This window comes from Streptomyces siamensis (assembly GCF_039543605.1).
Classification (GTDB): Bacteria; Actinomycetota; Actinomycetes; order Streptomycetales; family Streptomycetaceae; genus Streptomyces; species Streptomyces siamensis.
Map to the genome: position 1 here is coordinate 302,448 of NZ_BAABKB010000013.1, position 25,322 is coordinate 327,769.

22 protein-coding genes and 2 tRNA genes are annotated in these 25,322 nt (G+C 70.7%); 10 read left to right on the forward strand and 14 right to left on the reverse strand.

Going from position 1 to position 25,322, the window contains the following annotated elements:
• Nucleotide 1: 1 nt before the first annotated feature.
• Nucleotides 2-1,012 (forward strand): ribosome small subunit-dependent GTPase A, encoded by a 1,011-nt coding sequence (gene rsgA / locus ABEB03_RS20055; protein ID WP_345650704.1) that lies wholly within the window; start codon nt 2-4, stop codon nt 1,010-1,012.
• 235 nt (nt 1,013-1,247) lie between these two features.
• Nucleotides 1,248-1,571, forward strand: coding sequence for a DMT family transporter (locus ABEB03_RS20060; protein WP_028802038.1), 324 nt, complete (start codon nt 1,248-1,250; stop codon nt 1,569-1,571).
• 277 nt (nt 1,572-1,848) lie between these two features.
• Here the strand turns inward: ABEB03_RS20060 and ABEB03_RS20065 are convergent, their stop codons facing one another.
• Complete coding sequence (locus ABEB03_RS20065) at nt 1,849-2,454, reverse strand: TetR/AcrR family transcriptional regulator (protein ID WP_095936745.1); 606 nt, start codon at nt 2,452-2,454, stop codon at nt 1,849-1,851.
• Between the two features lie 262 nt (nt 2,455-2,716).
• Here ABEB03_RS20065 and hisN point away from each other — a divergent pair, with 262 nt between their 5' ends.
• A complete protein-coding gene (hisN, locus tag ABEB03_RS20070; protein WP_345650711.1) occupies nt 2,717-3,517 on the forward strand; it encodes a histidinol-phosphatase in 801 nt (266 codons plus the stop codon).
• A 156-nt stretch (nt 3,518-3,673) separates the two neighbouring features.
• Nucleotides 3,674-4,066: a CBS domain-containing protein gene (locus tag ABEB03_RS20075; RefSeq protein ID WP_028802035.1), complete on the forward strand. Its 393-nt coding sequence runs from the start codon at nt 3,674-3,676 to the stop codon at nt 4,064-4,066.
• A gap of 100 nt (nt 4,067-4,166) precedes the next feature.
• On the opposite strand, the gene ABEB03_RS20080 is transcribed toward ABEB03_RS20075, so the two are convergent.
• On the reverse strand, nt 4,167-5,690 hold the full coding sequence (locus ABEB03_RS20080) for a catalase (RefSeq protein ID WP_345650718.1): 1,524 nt from the start codon (nt 5,688-5,690) through the stop codon (nt 4,167-4,169).
• A gap of 72 nt (nt 5,691-5,762) precedes the next feature.
• On the opposite strand from ABEB03_RS20080, the gene ABEB03_RS20085 reads away from it, so the two are divergent.
• Nucleotides 5,763-6,179, forward strand: coding sequence for a Fur family transcriptional regulator (locus ABEB03_RS20085; protein ID WP_028802033.1), 417 nt, complete (start codon nt 5,763-5,765; stop codon nt 6,177-6,179).
• A gap of 169 nt (nt 6,180-6,348) precedes the next feature.
• Here ABEB03_RS20085 and ABEB03_RS20090 read toward each other — a convergent pair.
• From ABEB03_RS20090 to ABEB03_RS20105, 4 genes are all read right to left on the reverse strand, one after another.
• Nucleotides 6,349-6,422, reverse strand: a tRNA-Met gene (locus ABEB03_RS20090).
• 326 nt (nt 6,423-6,748) lie between these two features.
• Nucleotides 6,749-8,608, reverse strand: a complete 1,860-nt coding sequence (locus ABEB03_RS20095) for a tetratricopeptide repeat protein (protein ID WP_345650722.1) — start codon at nt 8,606-8,608, stop codon at nt 6,749-6,751.
• Between the two features lie 228 nt (nt 8,609-8,836).
• Nucleotides 8,837-8,910, reverse strand: a tRNA-Met gene (locus tag ABEB03_RS20100).
• A 43-nt stretch (nt 8,911-8,953) separates the two neighbouring features.
• On the reverse strand, nt 8,954-11,893 hold the full coding sequence (locus ABEB03_RS20105) for a UPF0182 family membrane protein (RefSeq protein ID WP_345650890.1): 2,940 nt from the start codon (nt 11,891-11,893) through the stop codon (nt 8,954-8,956).
• A 163-nt stretch (nt 11,894-12,056) separates the two neighbouring features.
• Here ABEB03_RS20105 and ABEB03_RS20110 point away from each other — a divergent pair, with 163 nt between their 5' ends.
• Nucleotides 12,057-12,602 (forward strand): PPA1309 family protein, encoded by a 546-nt coding sequence (locus ABEB03_RS20110; RefSeq protein WP_345650725.1) that lies wholly within the window; start codon nt 12,057-12,059, stop codon nt 12,600-12,602.
• 94 nt (nt 12,603-12,696) lie between these two features.
• On the opposite strand, the gene ABEB03_RS20115 is transcribed toward ABEB03_RS20110, so the two are convergent.
• The 4 genes from ABEB03_RS20115 to ABEB03_RS20130 form a co-directional block, all read right to left on the reverse strand.
• Complete coding sequence (locus tag ABEB03_RS20115; protein ID WP_345650728.1) at nt 12,697-13,794, reverse strand: YlbL family protein; 1,098 nt, start codon at nt 13,792-13,794, stop codon at nt 12,697-12,699.
• Nucleotides 13,795-13,866: 72 nt separating this feature from the next.
• Nucleotides 13,867-14,064, reverse strand: a complete 198-nt coding sequence (locus ABEB03_RS20120; protein ID WP_095936520.1) for a hypothetical protein — start codon at nt 14,062-14,064, stop codon at nt 13,867-13,869.
• 125 nt (nt 14,065-14,189) lie between these two features.
• Entirely contained in the window at nt 14,190-14,651 is a 462-nt protein-coding gene (locus ABEB03_RS20125; RefSeq protein ID WP_345650732.1) for a molybdenum cofactor biosynthesis protein MoaE, read from the reverse strand.
• A gap of 446 nt (nt 14,652-15,097) precedes the next feature.
• Nucleotides 15,098-16,210 (reverse strand): SDR family oxidoreductase, encoded by a 1,113-nt coding sequence (locus tag ABEB03_RS20130; RefSeq protein ID WP_345650735.1) that lies wholly within the window; start codon nt 16,208-16,210, stop codon nt 15,098-15,100.
• Nucleotides 16,211-16,400: 190 nt separating this feature from the next.
• Between ABEB03_RS20130 and ABEB03_RS20135 the strand changes: the two genes are divergently transcribed.
• Complete coding sequence (locus tag ABEB03_RS20135; protein ID WP_345650738.1) at nt 16,401-17,831, forward strand: zinc-dependent metalloprotease; 1,431 nt, start codon at nt 16,401-16,403, stop codon at nt 17,829-17,831.
• Nucleotides 17,828-18,343, forward strand: coding sequence for an NUDIX hydrolase (locus ABEB03_RS20140; RefSeq protein WP_345650741.1), 516 nt, complete (start codon nt 17,828-17,830; stop codon nt 18,341-18,343). The genes ABEB03_RS20135 and ABEB03_RS20140 overlap by 4 nt, the downstream gene beginning before the upstream one ends.
• A gap of 251 nt (nt 18,344-18,594) precedes the next feature.
• Here ABEB03_RS20140 and ABEB03_RS20145 read toward each other — a convergent pair whose 3' ends face one another.
• The 4 genes from ABEB03_RS20145 to ABEB03_RS20160 form a co-directional block, all read right to left on the reverse strand.
• The gene (locus tag ABEB03_RS20145; RefSeq protein ID WP_028802024.1) at nt 18,595-19,350 is read right to left on the reverse strand and encodes an AIM24 family protein; all 756 of its coding nucleotides are present in this window, start codon (nt 19,348-19,350) and stop codon (nt 18,595-18,597) included.
• A 16-nt stretch (nt 19,351-19,366) separates the two neighbouring features.
• Complete coding sequence (locus ABEB03_RS20150; RefSeq protein ID WP_345650745.1) at nt 19,367-20,047, reverse strand: AIM24 family protein; 681 nt, start codon at nt 20,045-20,047, stop codon at nt 19,367-19,369.
• A gap of 11 nt (nt 20,048-20,058) precedes the next feature.
• Complete coding sequence (locus ABEB03_RS20155; RefSeq protein WP_345650748.1) at nt 20,059-21,768, reverse strand: TerD family protein; 1,710 nt, start codon at nt 21,766-21,768, stop codon at nt 20,059-20,061.
• 126 nt (nt 21,769-21,894) lie between these two features.
• A complete protein-coding gene (locus tag ABEB03_RS20160) occupies nt 21,895-22,491 on the reverse strand; it encodes a M48 metallopeptidase family protein (protein ID WP_095936515.1) in 597 nt (198 codons plus the stop codon).
• A gap of 220 nt (nt 22,492-22,711) precedes the next feature.
• Between ABEB03_RS20160 and ABEB03_RS20165 the strand changes: the two genes are divergently transcribed.
• Nucleotides 22,712-23,932 (forward strand): ThiF family adenylyltransferase, encoded by a 1,221-nt coding sequence (locus tag ABEB03_RS20165; protein ID WP_345650756.1) that lies wholly within the window; start codon nt 22,712-22,714, stop codon nt 23,930-23,932.
• Nucleotides 23,925-25,313 (forward strand): ABC1 kinase family protein, encoded by a 1,389-nt coding sequence (locus tag ABEB03_RS20170; RefSeq protein WP_345650759.1) that lies wholly within the window; start codon nt 23,925-23,927, stop codon nt 25,311-25,313. Before ABEB03_RS20165 ends, ABEB03_RS20170 begins: the two co-directional genes overlap by 8 nt.
• Nucleotides 25,314-25,322: the final 9 nt, after the last annotated feature.

Below are 25,322 nucleotides of genomic sequence, written 5' to 3' on the forward strand. Positions count from 1 at the left end.
CATGCGCCGTTACGGCAAGCACACCGACGAGGACGACATCCGCGCGCGCCCCAACCGCAAGGGCAACCGTCCGCGTACGAACATCCGCCCCAAGCACGAGGACGCGGCCGAGGGCATGGTCCTCACCGTCGACCGGGGGCGTCTCACCTGCCTCGTCGAGGACCGCGTGGTGCTGGCGATGAAGGCCCGCGAGCTGGGCCGCAAGGCCGCCGTCGTCGGTGACCGGGTCGCCCTGGTCGGCGACCTGTCCGGCAAGAAGGACACGCTCGCCCGCATCGTCCGCATCGAGCCGCGCGACTCGGTCCTGCGCCGCACGGCCGACGACGACGATCCGTACGAGCGGGTGGTCGTGGCCAACGCCGACCAGCTCGCCATCGTGACCGCGCTCGCCGACCCGGAACCGCGCCCCCGGCTGATCGACCGCTGTCTCGTCGCGGCGTTCGACGGTGGCCTGGAGCCGCTGCTGGTGATGACCAAGTCGGACCTCGCCCCGCCGGACGAACTCCTGGAACTGTACGGCGCGTTGGACATCCCGTACGTCGTCACCAGCCGTGAGGAGCTGGAGAGCGGCGACGCGGCGGACCGGGTGCGCGAACAGCTGGACGGCAGGATCACCGCCTTCGTGGGGCACTCCGGCGTCGGCAAGACGACCCTGGTGAACGCCCTCGTCCCGGCCGACCGGCGGCGTACGACAGGACACGTGAACGCGGTGACCGGCCGCGGCCGGCACACCACCACCTCCGCGCTGGCGCTGCCGCTCTCGGACGACGAGGGCTGGGTCATCGACACCCCGGGCGTCCGTTCCTTCGGTCTGCACCACGTCGACCCGTCCCGGGTCATCCACGCCTTCCCCGATCTCGAACCGGGCACCGAGGGCTGCCCGCGTGCGTGCAGCCACGACGAGCCGGACTGCGCGCTGGACCAGTGGGTGGCGGACGGCCACGCGGACCCGCAGCGGCTGTACTCCCTGCGCCGTCTGCTGGCGACGCGGGAGCGCCGCGAGGGAGACTGACCAGGAGGGTCGCGGCGGCCGTGGCCAGGTGTCCGAGGGGCGATCTGACCTCGGCGGTGTTTGCGTCCGCGGCTCGTCGGTAAGGGTTTGGCCGGTCGGCAAATGCATAATCACACCGAGCGACCCGGAGAGGTTCAGGCAAACCCCACGCCGCCCGGCACGCACCGCGTCCGGGGCCGCCGGCCGGGTCCGGCCCGGACGAAGCAGTCGACGTGCGGACGCGGGAGGAAAAGAAATGGCGTGGCTGCTGGTCGTTGTGGCGGGACTGCTCGAAACCGGCTTCGCCGTCTGTCTGAAGCTCTCGCACGGTTTCACCAGACTCTGGCCGACGGTGGCCTTCTGCGTCTTCGCGCTCGGCAGCTTCGGCCTGCTGACCCTCTCCCTGAAGAAGCTGGACGTCGGTCCGGCGTACGCGGTGTGGACCGGCATCGGCGCGGCGGGCACCGCGATCTACGGCATGATCTTCCTCGGCGACCTGGTGTCGACCCTCAAGATCGTCTCGATCAGCCTCGTCATCATCGGGGTCATCGGGCTGCAACTGTCCGGATCGGCCCACTAGCCACGCGCTCGCCCGCGGTGCCACCGGGCGGTGCGATACGGACGCGGCACGGTCCGCGACACGGTCGCAGGCCGCGAGCGCGTACGACCCCGGCGGTGCCGGTGGCTCGTCCGAGCCCGCCGTCCCGACGGGTCCCGTCAGTCCCGCGGACTCCGCCCGACCCCGTCGGTCCCGCGGGTCCCGCAGACTCCGCCCGACCCCGTCGGTCCCGCAGCCGGCCCGCGGGCTCCTGCCGATCCCCCCGTCCCCGCAGACGCTCCCCTCCCGTGCGGACCGCTCAGATGCCCAGCCGGTGGGACGGTGCCAGCGCGGTCTTCACCAGGTCGGTGACCCCGCCGTCCCCGGGCGGTGCCGCCACGCAGGACAGGGCCAGACGGACGACGAGTTCGCAGGAGCGGGCCACCTCGGCCGTGTCCGCCGGAGAGGCGGCGAGCGCCGCGACGGCACGGTCGCGCACCAGCGCCACGAAGTCCACGGGTGAGGGCAGCGGCCCGTCGGCCCGTCGCTGCGCAGGCACCGCGGACGACGAGGGCACCGCCGACAGCGTCGGCGCGGGCAGCCGTTCGCTCCAGCACCCCGTGAGCATCGCCCGCACGAGCGCGTTGCTCCGCGCGGCCGAAGCGGTCCACTCGGCGGTCGCGACGAGCCGGTCACGGGCGTCGGTGTGCCCCGCCAGCGCCCGTTCGACGCCGGCGAGATAGGCGTCCGCCTCCCGCCGTACGAGGGCCCGCGCGAGCCCCTCCTTGCTCCCGAACTCGTTGTACAGCGTCTGGCGCGACACCCCGGCCACGGCGGCCACATCGACCATCCGCACCGCGGACCATGCGCGACGCGCCAACGCCGTGTACGCGGCGTCCAAGAGGGAATCCCGCGCTGCAGGCATCATCGCCTCCCTGGGGCGAGCGAGTCTGCAGCTCAGATTTGACGCGCACAAAGGCACTGTCAAGGGTTCGCGGCGGCCCCGAGGGGCGCACAACGTCCGGCACGCGCACCGGCCGGGGCGCGCGAGCCGCACGGGTGCCGCAGCGACGGAGGCCGCCGACCGGTCGGGGCCGGCACGCGCCGGGTGCCCGCCCGTCGGCCGGTGCCGCAATGATCCTCGGGCCGTGTAGCCCCGGCCTGACGCGGGCAGATACGGTTCGGTCATGCCCGACTATCTCGATGACCTGCGTCTCGCCCATGTCCTCGCGGACGCCGCCGACGCCGCGACGATGGACCGGTTCAAAGCGCTCGACCTGAAGGTCGAGACCAAGCCGGACATGACGCCGGTGAGCGAGGCGGACAAGGCCGCCGAGGAGCTCATCCGTGGTCAGCTCCAGCGGGCGAGGCCACGCGACGCGGTCCTCGGCGAGGAGTACGGCATCGAGGGCACGGGCCCGCGCCGCTGGGTCGTCGACCCGATCGACGGCACCAAGAACTACGTGCGCGGCGTGCCCGTCTGGGCGACGCTGATCTCCCTGATGGAGGCGGGCGAGGGCGGCTTCCAGCCCGTCGTCGGCCTGGTCTCGGCGCCCGCGCTGGGCCGCCGCTGGTGGGGGGCGAAGGGGCACGGCGCGTTCACCGGCCGCAGCCTGTCCTCCGCGTCCCGGCTCCAGGTCTCCCGCGTCTCGCGCATGGCCGACGCCTCCTTCGCCTACTCGTCACTGAGCGGCTGGGAGGAGCAGGGCCGCCTCGACGGCTTCCTCGACCTCACCCGTGCGGTCTGGCGCACCCGCGGATACGGCGACTTCTGGCCGTACATGATGGTCGCCGAGGGCTCGGTGGACATCTGCGCCGAACCGGAGCTGTCGCTCTGGGACATGGCGGCGAACGCGATCATCGTGACCGAGGCGGGCGGCTCGTTCACCGGCCTCGACGGCCGTCCGGGCCCGCACAGCGGCAACGCGGCCGCGTCGAACGGCGTCCTGCACGACGAACTGCTGGGGTATGTGAACCAGCGGTACTGAACCGGGACACCTGCGCACACTCCCCTGGCGCCCCGAACTCGCCGCACGCGCCCTCTTGTTGACCCTCTCTTTAACTGCCACCCTGAGAATCCCCCCACTTGTGAATTTGTGAATCCGCTCGCAAGCGCGAGGGATTCGTAGGAGGTGGCTCCGTCCATGCTCGTCCGCGACGCCATGAGCACGGTGGTCCTCACCATCGGCCCGGCACATACCCTCCGCCAGGCGGCCCGCCTGATGTCCGCACGCCGCGTCGGCGCGGCCGTGGTCCTCGACGAGGACTCCTCCGGCCTCGGCATCCTCACCGAGCGCGACATCCTCAACTCCCTCGCCCACGACCAGAATCCGGACGCCGAGACCGCGGGCACCCACACCACCACCGACGTCGTCTTCGCCGCACCCGCCTGGACGCTGGAGGAGGCCGCGTCGGCGATGGCCCACGGCGGCTTCCGCCATCTGATCGTGCTGGACGACAGCGGCCCGGTCGGCATCGTCTCGGTCCGCGACATCATCCGCTGCTGGGCCCCGGCACGACAGCAGGTGCCCGCCTGACCCGCACCCCCCGTCCCCGCTCATACCGGCGGGCCGGATCTCCTCGGTGTACCGAGGAGATCCGGCCCGCCGCCCACGACAAGCGTTCCCTTGCTGGTGGTCAGCCGCGCAGGGCCTGGACCGCGGCCTCCAGCCGCTTGCCGAAGTCGCCGTCCGCCCGACGGAAGTTGTCGATCGCGCGCTCGGCGATGTCGTCGCGCGAGACCTTGGCGATGAAGCCGGCCAGGTTCTCGACGAGCCGGCCCTTCTCGTCCTCGGACATCAGCCGGTAGAGGTTGCCCGCCTGCACGAAGTCGTCGTCCTCGGCGTGCACGGGGGCGGCGTGGTTGCCGGTTCCGCCCGTCACCGGGGTGGACTGCCACAGCGGCCGGTCCGTCTGGAACGGCCCGCCGAAGCTGTTGGGCTCGTAGTTCTTCCCGCCGCCGTGGCGTCCGTCGTACAGGAAGCCGTCACGGGAGTTGGTCCGCGCCTCGGTGGCGTGCGGGCGGTTCACCGGCAGGTGGTCGGCGTTGATGCCGACGCGGTAGCGGTGGGCGTCGCCGTACGCGAACAGACGGCCCTGGAGCATCTTGTCGGGCGAGGGGCCGATGCCCGGCACGAAGTGCGCGGGGCTGAAGATCGACTGCTCCACCTCGGCGAAGACGTTCTGCGGGTTGTGGTTGAGCTCCAGCTTGCCGATCTCGATCGGCGGGTAGTCCTCGTGCGGCCACACCTTGGTGAGGTCGAACGGGTTGAAGCGGTACGTCGCCGCGTCCGCCGCCGGCATGATCTGCACCTGCACGGTCCAGGTCGGGAAGTCACCGCGCTCGATGGACTCGCGCAGGTCGCGCTGGTGCGAATCGGGGTCCTCGCCTGCGAGCCGGTTCGCCTCGGCCTGGGTGAGGTTCTTGATGCCCTGGTCGGTCTTGAAGTGGTACTTGACCCAGAAGACCTCGCCGGCCTCGTTGTTCCACTGGTACGTGTGCGAGCCGTAGCCGTTCATGTGACGGTAGGAGGCCGGGATGCCTCGGTCGCCGAACAGCCAGGTCACCTGGTGCGTGGACTCGGGGGACAGCCCCCAGAAGTCCCACACGTTGTCCGCCTCCTGCGAGCCCGTGTACGGGTCGCGCTTCTGCGTGTGGATGAAGTCGGGGAACTTGATGGCGTCCTTGATGAAGAACACCGGGGTGTTGTTGCCGACGAGGTCGTAGTTGCCCTCTTCGGTGTAGAACTTCAGCGCCCAGCCGCGCGGGTCGCGGACCGCGTCCGCCGCGCCCAGATTGCCGGCCACGGTCGAGAAGCGCAGGAAGGTCTCCGTCTGCTTGCCGACCTCGGAGAGGAACGCGGCACGCGTGTACCGGGTGACGTCGGCGGTGACCGTGAAGGTGCCGTAGGCGCCCGCGCCCCGGGCGTGCACGACGCGCTCCGGGATGCGCTCGCGGTTGAAGTGCGCGAGCTTCTCCAGCAGGAGCTGGTCCTGGACGAGGACCGGGCCGCCGACGCCCGCGGTCTCGCTGTTCTGGTTGTCGGCCACCGGCGCGCCGGCCTCCGTCGTAAGCGGTCCCTGCGTCACGTGCGCCTCCTGCGTCGTTCCAGGCCGATCCTGTCCATCGGCCGCCTTCGATCCCGACCCTACAATAGACATTGTCTAAGTCAAGCCAGCATCCAAAGTCACACCTATTCGTGAACTGGTCCTGTTGCTGATAAGCTGACTCACATGAGTGACCTGTTGGAACGGCTGCGCGGACGCGGATGGCGGATGACCGCGCAGCGACGTGTCGTGGCCGAGGTCCTCGACGGCGATCACGTCCATCTGACGGCCGACGAGGTTCATGCGCGGGCCGTGGCCAAGCTGCCCGAGATCTCCCGGGCGACCGTCTACAACACGCTGGGTGAGCTGGTCTCGCTCGGCGAGGTGCTGGAAGTCGCCACGGACAAGCGCGCCAAGCGGTACGACCCGAACGCGCACCGCCCGCACCACCACCTGGTCTGCGCCCGCTGCGGCGCGATCCGCGACGTGCATCCGGACGGCAATCCGCTCGCCGACCTTCCGGACTCGGAGCGCTTCGGCTTCACCGTCTCGGACGTCGAGGTGACGTACCGCGGCGTCTGCCCGAACTGCGCGGCGGCCTAGAACGCACACGAAGGCCCCGGCACCTGTGACAGGTGCCGGGGCCTTCGCCTTGCCTCCGTGCCGCCGGCCCCGCCCTGCGCCGCTCCTGCGGCACTGCGCGGTTCCTGCCGGCCCGGCCCCGAACACACCGAAGGCCCGGAACCATTGGTTCCGGGCCTTCGGCCTTCAGTAGCGGGGACAGGATTTGAACCTGCGACCTCTGGGTTATGAGCCCAGCGAGCTACCGAGCTGCTCCACCCCGCGTCGGTGAACTGAACATTACGTCAACCATGTGGACCAGCGCAAATCGCTTTGAACGCGCGCCACGAAGCCGCCCTCGCCGAGCGCCCCCGGTCCGTCCGGCGCGACACCCAGGCCGCCCGGCGCGACACCCAGCCCGTGCGGCGCTTGAGGACGAGGCCGTCCAGGCCGAAGCGGGGGTCCGGGGGCGGCAGCCCCCGATACGGGACGGGCAGGGGCGGCAGGGCGAGAACAGTCGCCCCTGCCCGCCCACGGCCGACAAGGGCGGCAGGTGGCCGAGAAGCAGCCCGCGGCTCCCTGGCACCGAGCCCACCCACGGCCCCGCGGCGTCAGGCGGACAGTTCCTCCCGCAGAGCGTCCCGCAACCGAGCGGCCCGCTCGGCCACCTCCGCCGGCCCGAGCGAAACCGCCCGGTCGGCCCACCGCTGCCCCTCGGCCAGCTCGCCGCGCCGCGCGTACACGAGGGCGAGCCGGAGCGCCGCCCGCCCGTGCCCCGCGTCGGCCGCCCGGGTCCACCACAGCGCGGCCTCCGGCTCGCTCCCCTCGCGGGCGAGCAGCAGCCCGAGGTTGAACGCGCCGTTGCGCGACCCGGCCTCCGCCGCGGACCGGTACCACCGGGCCGCCTCCACCACGTCCCCGCGCGCGGCGGCCAGCATGCCGACCCGCACCTGCGCCCGGCGGTGCCCCTGGGACGCCGCCCGCTCGTACCACTCCTCGCACTCGCTCTTCTCCTGCGCGGGCTCGCCCAGCTCGTGGGCGGGCGCCGGCGGCCGGCGCGCGTCGAGCACGGCGGCGAGCCGGTACGCGGCCTCCGCGCTGCCACCGCCCGCCGCGCACCGCAGGTGCCGTTCGGCGTCCTGCTCGTCGCCCTCCCGCAGCCGTGCGATGGCGACCTGGAGCGCGGCCTCGGTGTGGCCCGCGGCGGCGGCACGCTCGTACCAGCGCAGCGCGGCGGTGTCGTCGTCCTCCGTGTTCCGCCCGGCGTGCAGGATCCCGAGGTTGAACGCGGCGTCGACGCTGCCGGCCTCCGCGGCCTTGGAGAACCAGGGCTCGGCCCCCGCTGCGTCGCCGACCTGGAGCAACAGGATCGCCAGCGCGTTCGCCGCCTCGCGGTGACCCGCGTACGCGGCCCGTCGGTACCACTGCTCGGCCTGCCCGGTCCGGCCCTGCTCGGCGCAGAGCAGACCCAGGTTGTACGCCCCGTTCACGTCGCCCGCGTCCATGGCGGCGCGGTACCACCGCTCGGCGGTCTGCGTCTCGCCGCGCTCGGCGTGCAGCGCGCCGAGCGCGTTCGCGGCGTTGCCGTCGCCGTCCTGCGCGGCGCGCAGCCACCACACGGCGGCGCTCTCCGTGTCACCTGCGTCGCGGAGCAGGAAGCCGAGCGCGCAGGCGGCCCGCGCCTCGCCGTCCTTCGCGGACGTCAGGTACCAGCGCCCGGCCTCCTTGAGGTCGCCGCGCTTCTCCAGGATCGCTCCGAGGTGCAGCGCGGCCCGCCGGTGGCCGCGCGCGGCGGCCTGCCGGTACCACTGCTCGGCGTCCTCGCCTGCCGCGCCGATGACACCGATGACACCGTTGTCGGAGCCGTTCTCGCCCGCGTCGGCGGCCTTCCGGTCAAGCGTTCGAGCCAGTCGGTAGGCGGCCTCGCGGTGTCCTCGCTCGGCGGCGGCGCGCATCCACTGCTCGGCGCCGACGTCGCTGCGGTGCTCCAGCAGATCGGCGAGCGCGTACGCTCCGAGGGCGTGCCCCTGCTCGGCGGACTGACGCAGCCAGTACTCGGCCGCGGGCTCGTCGCCACGCTCGCGGTGGTGCCGGCCGAGCGCGTGCGCGGCGGCGGCGGACCCGGCGACGGCGGCGATCCGCCACCATCCGGCGGCCTCTTCGGGATATCCGCGCTGGTGCAGGAGGACGCCGAGGTTGTTGGCGGCGGCACGGTCACCGGCCGCGGTGGCGGCGCGCAGCTGAGGTTCGGCTCCGTCGAGGTCGCCGCGGCGCAGCAGCATCGCGCCGAGGACGCTCATCGCCTCGACGTCGCCGCTCTCGGCGGCGAGCCGTCGGCGCGCCTCCTCGGCGGCCTCGGCGGCCTCGTCCCGGTCGGAAGGCTGCGTGAGATCCGCAGGCTGCTCAAAGTCGGCAGGCTGCGCAAACCGCCCCGTATCCAACAGAGTTGCCTTGTCCCCCATAACGTCCATCGTCGCACCACCTGCAACCTGGGTACACCTGGTATACCGCAGCCAGTGAGGTCACTTCAGCGTTTTGTCGACATGCCCACAGAGAGACAAGTCAAACACAGTTTTCCCAACTCCCCACGCAGGAAGCAGCACTTCGCACGAGACACCAGGTCACCGTGGGTGCCTCGGCGTGGCGTGACACACGTCGAGGGCCCGGATCCTGATCAGGATCCGGGCCCTCGACTTCAGTAGCGGGGACAGGATTTGAACCTGCGACCTCTGGGTTATGAGCCCAGCGAGCTACCGAGCTGCTCCACCCCGCGCCGTTGTGGAACAACCGTATCACGGCGCGGGGTGGGCTTTCGGTCAGCCGCCGCCCGAGCTCTTGTCGCTGCTCTTGTCGGCGTTGTCGCTGGTCTTGTCCGCGTTGTTGCCGCTGCCGCCCGTGGTCTTGTCGGCCTTCGCCTGGGCGTCCTCGGCCCGCTTCAGCGCGTCCTCAAGATCCTTCTGCGCCTCGCCGTACGACTGCCAGTCGCCCTTCTTCAGGGCTTCCTGACCCTTGTCGAAGGCCTTCTGCGCGTCGTTCAACGCCTCCTGGACCGTCGGGTTGTTCGACGTGGGCGGTTTCGTGGTGCCCTCGTTCTCCGGTGGCACGGTCGAACTGCTGGCGCCGAAGACCTTGTTGAGGGCTTCACCGAGCGTGTTCTCGAAGGCGGTACTGCCTCCATAGGTGACCAGCACCTTGCGCAGCAATGGGTACTTGAGGTCACCACCGCGTACGTAGACGGGCTCCACATAGAGGAGTCCACCGTCGAGCGGAACGGTCAACAGATTGCCGTACTCGACTTCCGAGTCGCCGCCCTTGAGGAGTCTGATGGACTCGGCGATGGATGGCTCGGAGTTGAACTGACTCTGCACCCGCTTGGGTCCGTCGACGGTTCTTCCGGTGGGTAGTTTCAGGATGGTGATCTTGCCGTAATCGCCGGTGCCGGCCTCGGCGTTGACGGACATGAACGCGCTCAGGTTGTCCCGGCCGTTCGGTGTCATGGTCGTCGTCAGCGAGAAGGCCTGGGACGCCTGGCCCGGCAGCTTCATGCTCAGGTAGTACGGCGGCACGGCGTCGCCCGACTTGTTGGTCGGGTCGTCCGGGATCTGCCACACCTCGCTGCCACTGAGGAACGTCTGCGCGTCCTTCACGTGGTAGCGGGTGAGCAGTTCGCGCTGGACCTTGAACAGGTCCTGCGGGTAGCGCAGATGAGCCATCAGCGACGGCGAGATCGAGTCCTTGGACTCCACCGTGTTCGGGAACGCCTTCATCCAGGTCTTCAGGACCGGGTCCTTGGTGTCCCACTGGTAGAGCTTGACCTGACCGGTGTACGCGTCGACGGTCGCCTTCACCGAGTTGCGGATGTAGTTGACCTGGTTCTGCTGAGCTACCACCGCACGCTGGTTGTTGGCCGCCGTCAGCGAGTCCGCTGTCGTGTCACCGAGGGTGGTGCGGGAGGCGTACGGATAGCCGTTCGTGGTCGTGTACGCGTCGACGATCCACTGGATCTTCCCGTCGACGACCGCCGGGTAGGCGTCGCCGTCGATGGTCAGCCACGGGGCGACCGCCTCGACCCGCTCCTTGGGCGTGCGGTTGTAGAGGATCCGTGAACCGTCACCGATCGCGCCCGAGTAGAGGATCTGCGGCTCGCCGAACGCCACCGCGTACGCGGCGCGGTTGACCGGGCTGGACAGGCTGATCCCGCTCTTGCCCTTGTAGCTGGTGGTCTTCTCGCCGCTGTCGTCGGAGTAGTCGATCTCCTTCTGGGGACCGCCGACGATCGAGTACTGGGTCGTCTTCTCGCCGTAGTAGATCTGCTGCTGGTACTGACCCAGGTCTCCCCGGGACGGCAGGTTGTACTCGGTGAAGACGGGCCGGCCCTCGGAGTCGGCCTCGGTGCCCTTGGCCGCGACGACGCCGTAACCGTGCGTGTAGCGGAAGTGGTCGTTGATCCAGTTGCTCTTCGGGATGCCCTGGAGGTTGAGCTCGCGCAGCCCGATGACCGTGTCCTGGTCCTTGCCGTCCTTGCTGTAGCGGTCCACGTCCAGGTTGGACGGGAAGCCGTAGTAGTTCCGGACCTGCTGGAGCTGCTGGAAGGTCGGCGACACCACGTTCGGGTCCATGAGGCGGATGCTCGCGGCATTGTCCGCGTCGTCGCGCAGCTTGGTCTTGTCCTTGGTGGTGCTCGCGCCCGGGTAGTCGGTCACATCGGTGCCGTCGATCCCGTAGGCCTCACGCGTCGCCTTGAGGTTCTTCTCGACGTACGGCGCTTCCTTGGCCTGCTCGTTCGGCTGGACCTGGAACTTCTGGACGATCGCCGGGTACAGGCCGCCGATGAGGATCGCCGAGAGCACCATCAGGCCGAAGCCGATCACGGGCAGCTGCCAGGTGCGCCGCCACAGGGTGGCGAAGAAGAGCAGCGCGCAGATGACGGCGATGCAGAACAGGATCGTCTTGGCGGGCAGGTACGCGTTCGCGTCGACGTACCGGAGGCCCGTCCAGTTGCCCGTGGCCTTGAAGTCGCTGGACTTCACGGCCAGCCCGTACCGGTCGAGCCAGTAGGCGACGGCCTTCAGCGCGACGAAGATGCCGAGGAGCACGGACAGGTGCCCGGTCGCAGCGGCCGTGGCGCGCGCGCCCGGGCTGGTGATCCGCAGCCCGCCGTACAGGTAGTGCGTGAGCGCGGCCGCGATCAGCGAGAGCACGGCGGCGGCGAAGCCGAAGCCGAGCAGGAAGCGGTACCAGGGCAGGTCGAAGGCGTAGAAGGAGACGTCCAGGTGGAACTGGGGGTCCTTCTGGTTGAAGGGCACTCCGTTCACCCACATCAGCCAGGTGCGCCACTGGCCCGAGGCGGACGCGCCGGCGATCAGCCCGACCAGCGAGGTGATCGCGAGGAGCAGCCACCGCTTGTAGGGGGCGATGCCCATGCGGTAGCGGTCGAGGCTCTGCTGCTCCATCGACATGGCGCTCAGCGGCGGGCGCATCTTGTGCGCGAGCCAGATGTTCACCCCGACCGAGGCCGCCATCAGCAGGCCGAAGACGAAGAAGAGTCCGATCTTGGTCCACAGGGTGGTCGTGAAGACCGACGAGTAGTGAACCGACCGGTACCAGAGCCAGTCCGTCCAGAACCCCGCGAACATGACGAAGGCCATGGCCAGCACGGCCAGCACGCCCAGTGTCATGAGCAGGGTCCGGACACGCCGGGAGGGTCGGCCCACTCTGATCCGTGGCCCCGTCGGGCCTCCGCCGCGGTCCGGCATCTGGAAAGCCAAGGTGCGCACCTCGAAGTCGCTGTTGATCCGTCAGGCCCCCGTGATGGTGGACCGTCCGCAAGGCTCCGTGATCGTGGGGCCTCATCTATGCAACTTACTCACGCTTTACTCGGTTCCCGGATTCGGGTACGAACGAGGCAGGATTGTGACCATGTCCAACACTCCCATGGCAGCGACCCCCCTCACCCGGGCCGTACTCGAGATCGACGAGTACGCCTCGGGCCTCGGCTGGGACCAGCCCGCTCGCCTCTTCGCCCTCGTAGACACCGCACGGCTGCGGGCCCAGGAACCCGGCCTCGCCGCCCAGCTCGGCCTGGAGGACGAGCAGCAGGAGACCTCCGGTCTCACCCCGATCGAGCAGGACGAGATCCCTGCCGGCAAGCCGCTGGACGAGTTCCTCGGCACCATCGCGTGGCCGGACGCCGTCATCGGCTGCGCGCTCACCGTGGAGCGGCTGATGCTGCCGCCGTCGGCCGAGGCCTCCGTCCCGGAAGGCCTCAGCGAGAAGAAGCTCGCCCGCTGGGTCGCCGAGCACCCGGACCGCCAGGAGGTCCGGATGACCGTCGGCGTGCTGCGTGACGGCACCCGCGACTCCGCGCTGCGGCTGCGCGAGAAGGACGCCGCGACCGAGGTGCTCACGGGTTCGGACCTGGTGCCGGGGCTCGCGGAGGCACTCTCGGCGACGTTCGCGGACTGACCGTCGCGGCGGGGGCGGCCCGGCCGCGAGGTGCGCCCCCGTAGGGACGAGGGCGAGGTCCGCCCCCATCCGGGAACAAGGGGTCGTGGTCGGCTCAGCCCTTTGCGGAGCACTTCGGCAGGGCGGCGGTGTTGCCGGACTTGATGTCCTTGAGGGCGTTCAGCGCGTCGTCGATGGTGTCGACCTTGACGAGCGTGAGGCCCGAGGGGGTGTCCTTGGCGGCGGCCGCGCAGTTGTCCTTGGGCGTCAGGAAGTACTCGGCGCCCTTCTGGCGCGCGCCGACGGTCTTCATCTCGATGCCGCCGATCGGGCCGACCTTGCCGTTGTCCTCGATGGTGCCGGTGCCGGCCACGAACTTCCCGCCCGTGAGGTTGCCGGGGGTCAGCTTGTCGACGATGCCGAGCGAGAACATCAGGCCGGCGCTCGGTCCGCCGACGTCGGCGAGCTTGATGTCGATGGTGAACGGGAACGTGTGGTCGGTCCCGGCCGAGATCCCGACGATCGCGCGCTGCGTCCCGCCGTCGTCGGACTTGGCCGTGGTGATCGTCACGTCCTTCGTCCCCGTCGCCGTCCGGTTCTCCTTCTCGGCCGCGGCCTGCTCCTTGGCGGGCACGATCGTGAAGACGGCCTTCTCGCCGGGCTTGTGCTCGGTGACCAGCTTCGCGACGTCCTCGGGCGCCTTCACCGCGGTGCCGTCGACGGCCTTGATCACGTCACCGGCGTGCAGCCGGCCCTCGGCCGGGGAGCCCTTGAGGACGGTGGAGACGATCACCCAGGACTTCACCGGGATGCCCAGTTCCTTCAGGGCGGCCACCTTGGCGCTCTCCTGGGACTGGCTGAACTCCTCGGCGTTCTCCTGCGTCGACTGCTCCTCGGTCTTGCCGTCCGGGTAGAGCGTGTCGTGCGGCACGACCTTGTTGTCGTGCGCCAGCCAGCCGTAGACGGCCTCGACGAGGTTCATGTTGTAGTCGGCGCTGGTGACGCGGACCGTCGTCATGTTCAGGTGCCCGGTGGCCGGGTACGTCTTGTGACCGGAGATCTGCAGCACCGGCTCGCCGTCGTGCTCGCCCAGCGTGTTCACCGTCGGACCCGGGGACATCTCCGAGTACGGCACTTTGATGAACACCCCCGCGCACAGGAGCGCGATCAGGATCAGTGTCGAGGCGAGCATCGTCGCGGTGCGGCGTGGCATGGAACGACAGTACGGGACGGTGCTGTAAGCGCACCGTCGGGGCCGTCCGTCCGGGGGCGCGGAGCGGCGGGATCAGTGGGCGTCGGAGTGCGACTTCTCCTTGGCCTCGGCCCGGACCTCGGTCCGCTCCATGGCCTCGCGGAAGCGCGTGTATCCAGCGAGCTCGACACCGTCCCCGGCCGTCTTGCGATTCCGGCCGGCCCAACTGCCCCACAGTCCGGCACCGACCGCAGCCACAAGCGGAATCAGCAACCAGGCAAGCGCCGCCATGTCGACCTCCCAACCCCATGAGCGACCGCAACTGACTGATCAGCAGATTAACCATCCGCAGTGCTAACGCTCACGGCAGGGGGCGAGTTACGCAACCGGAGGCCCAGGGGCCACCCGGTCGGCCCTCAGCAGGCGCCGACCCACTCCTCGGTGCCGTCGGAGAACTTCTGGTGCTTCCAGATCGGCACGTCGTGCTTCAGGTCGTCGATGAGCTTGCGGCACGCCTCGAAGGCCTCGCCCCGGTGCGGGCAGGAGACGGCGACGACGACGGCGAGGTCGCCCACCTTCAGGTCCCCGACACGGTGGACGGCGGCCAGCGCCCGCACCGGATATTCGGCGACCACCTTCTCCGCGATCCGCCGCATCTCCGCCTCGGCGCTGGGATGACACGAATACCCCAGCTCGTCGACGTCGGCACCCCCGTCGTGATTCCGCACGGTCCCGACGAACAGCGCCGTCCCGCCGGCGGCGTCGTCCCCCACCGCCTTGAAGACCTCGTCCAGCGACAGCGGCGTCTCACGGATGGCGATCAGCCTGATCGCGTCCTGCGCCGCCTGCTCACCGGGATGGTCGCTCGTGGATGCCATGGGCCCATCGTGCCCCACACCACTGACAACAAGAAATAGACCATTCGCCCGGCACACGCGCGTGCCCCTTTGGAGCCTCCTACAGAACGGGCGAACCGCTTTCAGCCCGTCCGGCGTTTGAGGACGAGGCCGTCCAGGCCGATTTCCCTGGCCCGGTCCCGTCTTCATGGGGGCGGTACGTCCCAGCCCGTCCGGCGTTTGAGGACGAGGCCGTCCAGGCCGAAGCGGGGGTCTGGGGGCGGCAGCCCCCAGGACAACGGGACGGGCAGGGGCGGAGGGGACGAAGATCCGCGCCCTCGACACACCGCCGAAAGCCGAGCCGGGGCCCCGGCCGGACGGGAGCTCGCCGGAGGGCGACGGCTCCCCGGAGAAAACCCGGCGGGAACAGCCGCCCCTGATGGAAGCAGCCACCCGGTGGAAAGGGAGCCCTGCGCCCGAGGGCACCCTCAGATGCGCCGCCGAGCCTTCCGCGCCCGCCGCACCAACGCAGCCGTACCCAGCAGCGCAACCGTCGCACCCGCGGCCCCCGCCGCCGTCGCGTCCTTGCGCCCCAGCCGCCGCCCCGCCACGGTGTGCCGCCCGGAGACCTCCTCCAGCAGCTCCGCGAGGACCTCCTCGTTGGTCCACTGCGGCCGCCACCCGGCGTCGTGCAGCCGGCTCCCGCTGACCACCCACGGGTACATCGTGTACGCGAGGTCCCCGGCGGGCGAAGGAGTGAGCCCGATCCGGTGAAGTCGCGCGGCCGCCCCGAGCGCCACGGCGGACGGCAGCTCCATCCGCCGGATCCCGCTCAGCTCCTCGACCTCCTCCTGCTCCAGCCATCCGTCGCACCCGACGGCGAGCTCCCCCTCGACCTTCTCGACGACGGCGTACTCCAGTGCACTGCACAGGTCCTCGACGTGGCAGAACTGCCAGGCGGGCCGCGACCCGGCCACCACGAGCAGGCGCGGCGACTCGAAATACCTGGTCAGCGCGGTGTCGGTACCGCCGACGAGGACGGCGGGCCGCACCACCGTGACGTTGAGACCGGGATGCGCGCGCGGCGCCCGCCGGGCGAGCCGCTCGATCTCCAGGAGGTCGCCGACACCCGTGGCCTCGGCCGTCGCCCGCAGTTCCGCGTCCTCGGACAGGGGCAGCTCGTTGTCGGGCAGCGCCCCGTAGACCATCGCCGACGTGCACAGCACCACCCGGTGGACCCCGGCCGCCGCGGCGGCGGTCAGGACGGTCTGCGTCCCCCGGACGTTGTAGGCGGTCCGGGCGGCCGCGTCCGTCTCCAGATCGAGGTCGAGCGCCAGATGCACCACGACGTCGGCCCCGCGCAGCTTCTCGGCGATCGCCGGGTCCCGCACGTCGAGGATGTGCCACTGGGCCGCCGCGCACTCCCCGCGCCGCTCGTCGATCGCGATGACCTGCTTGATCTCCTCACTGGCGGCGAGCCGCTCGGTGAGCAGGGCTCCCACGCCGGCCGCGGCGCCGGTGACCGCGACGACGGGGCCGCGCGAGGCGGGGCTGGTTGAGTGGTTTCGCGCTGCGCGAACCTGCGGATCTGGGGAACTCACCGGGCGTCTCCAGCGGTTGTCTTCAGTAACGGACGCGCAGGACGCGTCCGTACCAGGTGGCATCCATCCTGCCGCAGGCCGAGAGTCGGCGAAGCACTGAGGCCCGATCGGGCTGTGGTGTCTACGCTGGGTGGTGTTGTGGGCAGCCGCCGTCGGGAAGAACCGGCGGCCTTACCAGCCGAGGAACCCCGTGAGTGACACCCCATTCGGATTCGGCCTTCCGCCGGAGGAGCCGGAGAACGGCGACGAGGGCAAGAAGAAGGACCAGCAGGGCGGCGGTGCTCAGGGACCGTTCGGCTTCGGGCTGCCCGGAGCCGGTGGCCCCGGCGCCGACAATCCGCTCGCAGCCATGTTCGGTTCCATGAACCCCAATGACCTGGGCGCCGCGTTCCAGCAGCTGGGCCAGATGCTCTCGTACGAGGGCGGCCCGGTGAACTGGGACATGGCCAAGCAGATCGCCCGCCAGACGGTCGCCCAGGGCACGTCCGACGGCACCAAGGACTCGAGCATCGGCCCCTCCGAGCGCTCCGCGGTCCAGGAGGCCGTGCGCCTCGCCGACCTGTGGCTGGACGACGCGACGTCCCTGCCCTCGGGCGCCGGGACGGCGGTGGCCTGGAGCCGCGCGGAGTGGGTCGAGGCGACCCTTCCGGTGTGGAAGGAGCTCGTCGACCCGGTCGCCGAGCGCGTCGGCGCGGCCATGGGCGACGTCCTGCCCGAGGAGATGCAGGCCATGGCGGGCCCGCTCATCGGCATGATGCGCTCCATGGGCGGCGCCATGTTCGGTACGCAGATCGGGCAGGCCGTGGGCGTGCTCGCGGGCGAGGTCGTCGGCTCGACGGACATCGGTCTGCCCCTCGGCCCGGCAGGCAAGGCCGCGCTGCTGCCGCTGAACATCGAATCGTTCGGCAAGGACCTGGGCATCCCCCAGGAGGAGGTACGCCTGTATCTCGCTCTGCGTGAGGCGGCCCACCAGCGTCTCTTCGCGCATGTGCCGTGGCTGCGCTCGCACCTGTTCGGCGCGGTCGAGGGCTACGCGCGCGGGATCAAGGTCGACACCGCCAAGCTGGAGGACGTGGTCGGCCAGTTCGACCCGCAGAACCCGGAGGAGCTGCAGCAGGCGCTCCAGCAGGGCATGTTCCAGCCGGAGGACACCCCGGAGCAGAAGGCCGCGCTGGCCCGCCTGGAGACGGCGCTGGCGCTGGTCGAGGGCTGGGTGGACGCGGTCGTGCACTCGGCCGCGAAGCCGCGCCTGTCGTCCGCGGACGCGCTGCGGGAGACCCTGCGCCGCCGCCGCGCCACCGGCGGTCCCGCGGAGCAGACCTTCGCCACGCTGATCGGTCTGGAGCTGCGTCCGCGCCGCCTGCGGGACGCCTCGCGGCTGTGGGCCTCGCTCACGGACGCGCGCGGCGTCGACGGCCGTGACGGCCTGTGGGCCCACCCGGACATGCTGCCCACCGCGTCCGACCTGGACGACCCGGACGGCTTCGTGCACCGCGAGCAGCTGGACTTCTCCGAGCTCGACAAGATGCTCGGCGAGGCGGCCGGCGGCTCCGAGAGCAAGACGGACCTCAGCAAGGACGACGCCCCCAAGGACGACGACAAGGGTGACGGCGCCGAGTGAACCTGCACGACGACGCGGTCCTCGTCCTGAAGGGGTACGAGGGCCAGGAAGAGCTGCGCCAGACCTACCTGGACCATCTCGCCGCGCATCCGGACGGAATGTGGAAGGCATGCCGGGACGGGCACGTCACGGCAAGTGCGCTGGTGATCGACCCGGAGCAGGGGCGTGTGCTGCTGACGCTCCACAAGAAGCTGCGCATGTGGCTCCAGATGGGCGGCCACTGCGAGCCGGTCGACGAGACCCTGGCGTCGGCCGCGCTGCGTGAGGGCACCGAGGAGTCGGGTGTCCCGGGACTGACGCTGCTGCCCGGCGGCCCCGTGCGCCTGGACCGGCATCACACGCCGTGCGCCTGGCACCTCGACGTGCAGTACGCGGCGCTCGCTCCGTCCGGGGCCGTGGAGGCGATCAGCGACGAGTCCCTGGACCTGCGCTGGTTCGCCTACGACGAGGTCGCGGACGTGGCCGACGAGTCGGTGGTCCGTCTGGTGGAGGCCACGCGCGCACGCCTGTGACCTCGAGCAACGTGTAAGGGGCGACCGCAGTGGCGGTCGCCCCTTACGTTTGCCTGCCGGACGGTCGAGGCCGCACCGTCGCCCGGACGGCCGAAGCCGCACCGTCGCCCGGACGGCCGAAGCCGAACCATCGCCGGGACGGCCGGATCCGGGTCCGTCGTACCGCACGGCCGGATCCCGAACCGGCGGCCCGGACGGTCGGATCCGGGCCCCTGACATGGGCGGTCGGATCAGCGACCGTCATCCGATGGTCAGCTCCAGGCGTTGCCCTGGTTCTGCGCGTGCGCGCCGTGCTGCCCCATGCCGTACTGGGCGCGCAGGCCCTGGCCGATCACGGCGTTCTGCGGCGGCAGCAGCTCACTGGGCTGCACCAGGGCGTACCCCTGCCCCATGAAGCTGAGCTCCCAGCCCTCACCGGTGTTGCCGCGACGCCGCCACACACCGGAGGAGTGCGTCTGCGCCTGCATCTGCACCCGCAGACCGGTGGACCACGCCACGATGGCGTCGGCGTCGCAGTTGACGTACCGGTCGGGCGTGACCTGCATCAGCAGCGGCATTCCCGAGGTCATCAGCGCGACCTTGCCGCGTCCCGTGATGTTGAGCTGGTACTTGCCGGAGCCGGAGATGCCGTACTGGCTGTCGACGGCGATGACCTCGTGGTGCAGCGAGGAGTCCATCGCGAGGACGTAGCTGCTGTCGACCGTGAGGCCTTCCTGGTCCACGTCCATGACGTGCACGTGCTGAGCGAGATTGGCCAGGTAGACCGTCCCCTGCCCGTGACAGCGCATCAGGTCCAGGCCCTCACCGGTGTAGGCGCGGGCCCGGTGCTGGCTGTTGTTCTGGTACTCGGCGTCGAACTCGACGAGCCCCTGGTACGCGACCATCGTGCCCTTGCGGGCGAGGATGTCGTCGTGGCCCTCCAGGACGACCCGCAGCATCTGCGAGTTCTGCAGGCTGTAGCGGTCCTGGGTCTGCTGCTCGTTGTAGCCGAAAAGCGAGCTCTGCATGGTGTCCTGCTCCCCCTCAGCCCCGGACTCGGAGGCGGTCGGTGCTGTCCTCGCTGGGCTGGACGACGACGATGCCCGTCCCGGAGAACGCCATCTGGTACGCCTCACCGCTGCCGCGTCCGATCAGCGACTGTGCCTTGAAGCTGCGCTTGCCCTTCACCTTGAGGTTCGGGGACCAGGCGACGAGGGCATCCGGGTCGACGTACGTCTCGTCCTCACCACCGCCGCAGTCGACGACGATCGGCTTGCCCCGGGAGGTCAGCGCGACCCAGCCCTGGCCGGAGATCTTGGTGTTCCACAGGCCCTGCCCGGCGAACTTGGCGAGCCCCTTCACCCGCTCCACACCCCACTGGAGGTGGGCGTCGAAGGCGAGCAGGTTCGTGGCGTTGACGGAGATCGCGTCCCCGTTGAGGTTGATGACGACCACGTTCGCCCCGTAGTCGGCGAGGTAGAGCAGGCCGTCACCCGAGCACTTCATGAGGGGTGCGCCCTCGCCGGTGACCCAGTCGCGCGCGATCTGGCGTACGGCGGGCGGATTGGGCTCGTACTGGACGAACCCTTCGTAGGCGACCATCGACCCCACGCGCGCGAGGAGGTCGTTTCCGGTCTGCATGGCGACCTTCAGCATGTGGTTGCCGTGGTTCTCCATGCGGGCGGACACAGGTGCAGGGGCGAAGCCCGCGAGTGGCTGGTTCATGACGGGCTCCCTCAGACCTCGTACGGCTGGACGACGATGAAATTGCCGGGCGCGCCGCGGAACTGGAGGTTCACGCTCTCGCCGGTGTCTCCGGGGTACGCGTTCCGGCGCATCCGCACCTGGCTGGAGACGACCACCTGGGAGGCAGCGGACCATGCGACGACAGCGTTGCAGTCGGCGAACGTCGTCGGTGTCACGGGCAGCACCACGGGGGCGCCATGCGTCTTCACGACGATCGTGCCGGTCCCCTGGAACTGCATCGTGAACAGCGCGCCACCGGGGATGCCGTGCCCCTCGATGCGGCGTACCTCGTACTGGAGGGCCTCGTCGAAGGCGAGGACGTTCTCCGCGGAGACGCAGATCGCGTCGCCCTGGAGCTCGATGGGGTGCAGCATCGTGGAGTTCTCGGCGAGGAACACCTGGCCCTGGCCGGTACAGCGCATCAGCTGCATCTCCTGGCCGGTCGCGTTGCCCACGATCCGGCCGGCGAACCCGGCGCCCTTGTAGCTGAAGTCGACCTTGCCCTGGTAGAGCACCATGCTGCCCTGGCGGGCGAGCACGGGCTGGCCGCCGACACCGAGGTCGACCCGGACGAGCTTCTTGTTCTGCTGCGTCCACCGCTGGCCGGTGGGCGTCTCCTTGAAGGCGCCGAGTGCGGCCGCCACACCGGCACCGCCCTGCGGGGCGCCCTGGGGCGCGCCGTACGGGGAGGGGGCCCCGGGCTGGCCCGGGTACTGGCCGGGCACCTGGCCGTACTGCGGCTGCTGGCCGTAGCCGGGCGGTGCGGTCGGGGCCTGCTGGCCGTAACCGGGAGGCGCGGAGGGCGGCTGCTGCCCGTAGCCGGGAGGCATCGGGGCCGTCTGACCGGGGGGCTGCTGGCCGTAGCCCGGGGGCGGGCCGGGCTGCCCAGGCGGCTGCGCGTACGGCGCCGGACCCGGCGGGTGCACGGTGCCGCCCGGCGGGGCGTTCAGGGGCGCGATGATGGTCGGCGCGGCGTGCACCGGAGGCGCGCTGGGTGTCGGTGCGGGGGGCGGCGTGGCTCCCGGCGGCGGTGCGAAGCCCGCGGCAGGCTGCGGCGCGGGGGCCGGAGCCGGGGCGGCCGGGGCGCCGAACGCGGGAGGCGCGGTGGCCTGGGCCGGCGGGGCGAAGGACGGAGCGGCCCCGCTCTGCGGCTGCGGCGCGGCGGGCTCCTCCTCGGCGACCTCGCCGCCGAAGTTCTTCAGCAGCGCGTCGAGGCCGCCGTCGAAGCCCTGGCCCACCGCGGCGAAGCGCCAGACGTCCTTCATGTAGAAGTCGCCCAGCATCACGGCACGCTCCGTGGAGAACTCCGCGCCGCTGAACGAGTACCGGGCCACCTCCTCGCCACCCGCGACGATTCGAAGGTATCCGGGGGCGATCTGCGACATCTGCCCGGAGCCGTCGATGGTCGCCGTGAAGGACAGCTTCTGGATCTGCGCCGGGATCCTGTCGAGGGTGACGCGGAAGGACTCGGTGTCGCCCGACTGGGCGCCCAGAAGCTGGATGGACTCCTCGGGGGACTTCGGCTGGTTGAAGAAGACGAAGTACCGGTCGTCCGAGAGCCGTTCGTCGGCGTCCAGACCGAAGCAACTGATGTCGAAGGTCAGTCCGGGGCCGGTGATCTGCACACCTACGTACAGATCGGTGCCCGCGGTGAGGTCACTGATCCTGGCCTTGTGGCCGCGTTGGAATTCCCTGGCCATGCGTAACGACCGTCCCCCATCCCGAATGCGAGTGCGTCGCGTCAGGCTAACGGCAAATTCCGGGAGTGGACGAAGCCGGTACAGACCCGGTACACAATCGCCCCTTGGGACGTGGGGGAACCGTCCCTACTCCTCGCGCGCGGCCGGCGAATGGGGCAGCCGGTCGGCGGCGACCACGCCTTCGAGGTATCCGCGGGCACGCTCGGTGCGCGGATAGGCCTCCAGCAGCCGCCAGAAGCGAGGTCCGTGTCCGGGTACGAGCAGATGGGCGAGCTCGTGGAGGAGGACGTAGTCGACGACGTACTCGGGCATGCCCTGGAGTCGGTGCGACAGGCGGATGCTGCCCTCGGACGGGGTGCACGAGCCCCAGCGGGTGTTCTGATTGGTGACCCAGCGCACCGACTTGGGACGGGCCCGGCCGTCGAAGTACTGCTCCGACAGGCGCTCGGCACGCTCGGCGAGCTCGGTGTCCCCGAGGAGCCGTTTGCTCTCCTGGGCGGCCAGCTTGTCGAGCATGACGGTCACCCAGCGCTGTTCCTCCGCCTCGGACATGCGGGCGGGGATGAGCACGACGGTGCGATCGCCCTCGCGGTACGCGGAGACCGTTCTGCGCCGTCGCGTGCTCCTTCGGACCTCGATCGCGCTCGCCACCGAGCCGCTCGGCGGCGGGCTCGTCGTGCTGCGCTGTGGTTTTCCGGCGCGGTGCAGTGGGTCGGCGGGCACGCCACGACGTTACCCGCTGCACATGGGGGAAGTCCCGCCCCCGGGACGGTTCGATGCTGATCCGCACCCCGAGCGCTTGATTTGTACGACTGACTCCGCCGCCTGTGGACAACTTTCGGCACGGTTCGTCACGGACGGGCATGCTGGCACTCGGTCGGCGGCGTGGGAAGCACACCGCCGCCGGCACACGAGGACGCTCTACGGGCTACGGGGGTAGGTCATGCATCCGATCGTGAAGCCCGCGCTGCGGCGCGGCTGGCGGGATCTCGACACCGTGCAGTTCGGGATGGCACCGGCGCACGCGATGGTGCTCGGCCCGATGGACACGGCGACGGCCGGCTTCCTCGATCTGCTGGACGGGACGCGCGGTCTGCCGCTCCTGCGTGAGCAGGGACGCGGCATGGGACTGCCCGAGGAGCGTGTGGACGAGTTGGTGGACCGGCTGGCCCGGTCCGGTCTGCTGGACGACGCGACCGGCGGCGGCCCTGCCGCGGACGCCCTGCGCGAGAAGAGGGACGTCCTGGACCGGTTGCGGCCGGACCTCGCTTCCCTGTCTCTCTTCTCACGGGATCCGGGTGACGCCATCAGGCGCCTCGCCACCCGTCGCTCCCAGCGAGTGCAGGTGCGGGGGGCCGGACGAGTGGGAGTGGTCCTCGCTTCCCTTCTCGCGGGCGCGGGCGTGGGCGAGGTCGAGGTGCGCGACGTCGGGTGCGTCGAGCCGTGGGACGTGGCGCCCGGCGGGCTGCCCGCCGACTCCGTCGGCGAGCGCCGCGAGGACGCCGCCCGCCGCGCCACGCGTCGAGCGGCACCCGACCGCCCGCCCCGGATGTCCGCCGAGCGGAAACAGAAGGAGCGGGAGAGAGCTAGGGGCACGGAGCCGGAGCGGGCCCCCGCGCTGGCCCTGGTCGTCCTCGCTCCGCGGGACGGCGTCGCCGTCCACGCCCCCGATCCCGCCGCGGCGGAACCGCTGATCGCCTCGGGAACACCTCATCTTTACGCGGGTGTCGTCGAAGGCACCGGGGTCGTCGGCCCCTTGGTGCTGCCCGGCGAGACTGCGTGCGCCGGCTGTCTCGACCAGGGGCGCGCGGACCGGGATCCGACCTGGCCCCGTATGGTCGCGCAGTGGCGCTCGGGGCCGTCACAGCGGGTGCCCGCCTGCGACCTGGCCCTGGCGGCCGGTGTCGCCGGACTGGCCGCGGGGCACGTACTCGCCTTCCTGGACGGGGAGTTGCCCTCCAGCGCGGGGGCGCGCTGGGAGGCGTCGATCCCCGGATTCGACTGGCACGCGAGGCCGGTCCGGGGGCATGCTGCATGCCCCTGCGGTGCCGGGGCGAAAGACGAGGGGGAGCGCCCCTCGGAGGACGCCGGGCCGCACGAGACAATGGCGGGGCAACAGCCGTACGCGGCACGGCCGTCTGGGACTTGGAGGGCGCATGTCTGATCTTCCCCGGAAGGCGGTCACCCGTACCGCCAAACTCGCCGCGCTACCGCTCGGCTTCGCCGGGCGGGCGACCTGGGGCCTCGGGAAACGGATCGGCGGGAAGTCGGCGGAGATCGTGGGCCGCGAGCTCCAGCAGCGCACGGCGGAGCAGTTGTTCCGTGTGCTCGGTGAGCTGAAGGGCGGCGCGATGAAATTCGGGCAGGCGCTGTCCGTCTTCGAGTCGGCGCTCCCCGAGGAGATCGCCGGGCCCTATCGCGCGGCACTGACCAAACTCCAGGAGGCGGCGCCTCCCATGCCGACCCGTACCGTGCACTCCGTGCTGGAGGAGCGGCTCGGCGAGGACTGGTCCGAGTTGTTCCTGGAGTTCGAGGACAAGCCGTCCGCGGCGGCCTCGATCGGCCAGGTGCACCGGGCCGTGTGGCACGACGGCCGCGAGGTCGCGGTCAAGGTCCAGTACCCCGGAGCGGGCGAGGCCCTGCTGTCCGATCTGACACAACTGAGCCGATTCGCCCGGCTTCTGGGCCCGCTGATCCCCGGCATGGACATCAAGCCGCTCATCGCGGAGCTGCGCGACCGGGTCTCCGAGGAGCTCGACTACGCCCTGGAGGCTCAGGCCCAGACGGCTCACGCGGAGGAGTTCGCGGACGACCCTGACGTCGTCGTGCCTGCTGTGGTCCACCAGTGCGACCAGATCCTGGTGACCGAATGGATCGACGGAACACCCCTGTCGGAGGTGATCGCCGACGGCAGTCAGGAGCAGCGGAACCGCGCCGGACAGTTGCTGGCACGCTTCCTCTTCTCGGGGCCCGCACGCACCGGCCTGCTGCACGCCGACCCGCACCCGGGGAACTTCCGTCTCCTCCCGGACGAGGAGAGCGGCTGGCGACTGGGCGTGCTCGACTTCGGCACGGTGGACCGGCTCCCCGGCGGGCTGCCCCTGCCCATCGGTCACTCCCTGCGCATGACCCTGGACGGCGAGGCCGAGTCGGTCTACGGACTGCTCTGCGAGGAAGGCTTCGTCAAGGAGTCCATAGAGCTCGACCCTGACGCGGTCCTGGACTATCTGCTGCCGATCATCGAGCCGGCCCAGGCCGACGAGTTCACCTTCACCCGAGGCTGGATGCGCAGTCAGGCCGCCCGCATCGCCGACCCGCGCTCCCCCGCCTACCAGCTGGGCAAACAGCTCAATCTGCCCCCGTCCTACCTGCTGATACACCGGGTGACGCTCAGCACCATCGGTGTCCTGTGCCAGTTGGGTGCGACGGTCCGTCTGCGCGACGAACTGGAGGAGTGGCTGCCGGGGTTCCTGACGGACGAGGAGGTCGCGGAGGACCTGGCCGAGGATCTGGCGGACGAGGAGGTGTCGGCGGCGGAGGCGTGAGCCCGCGAC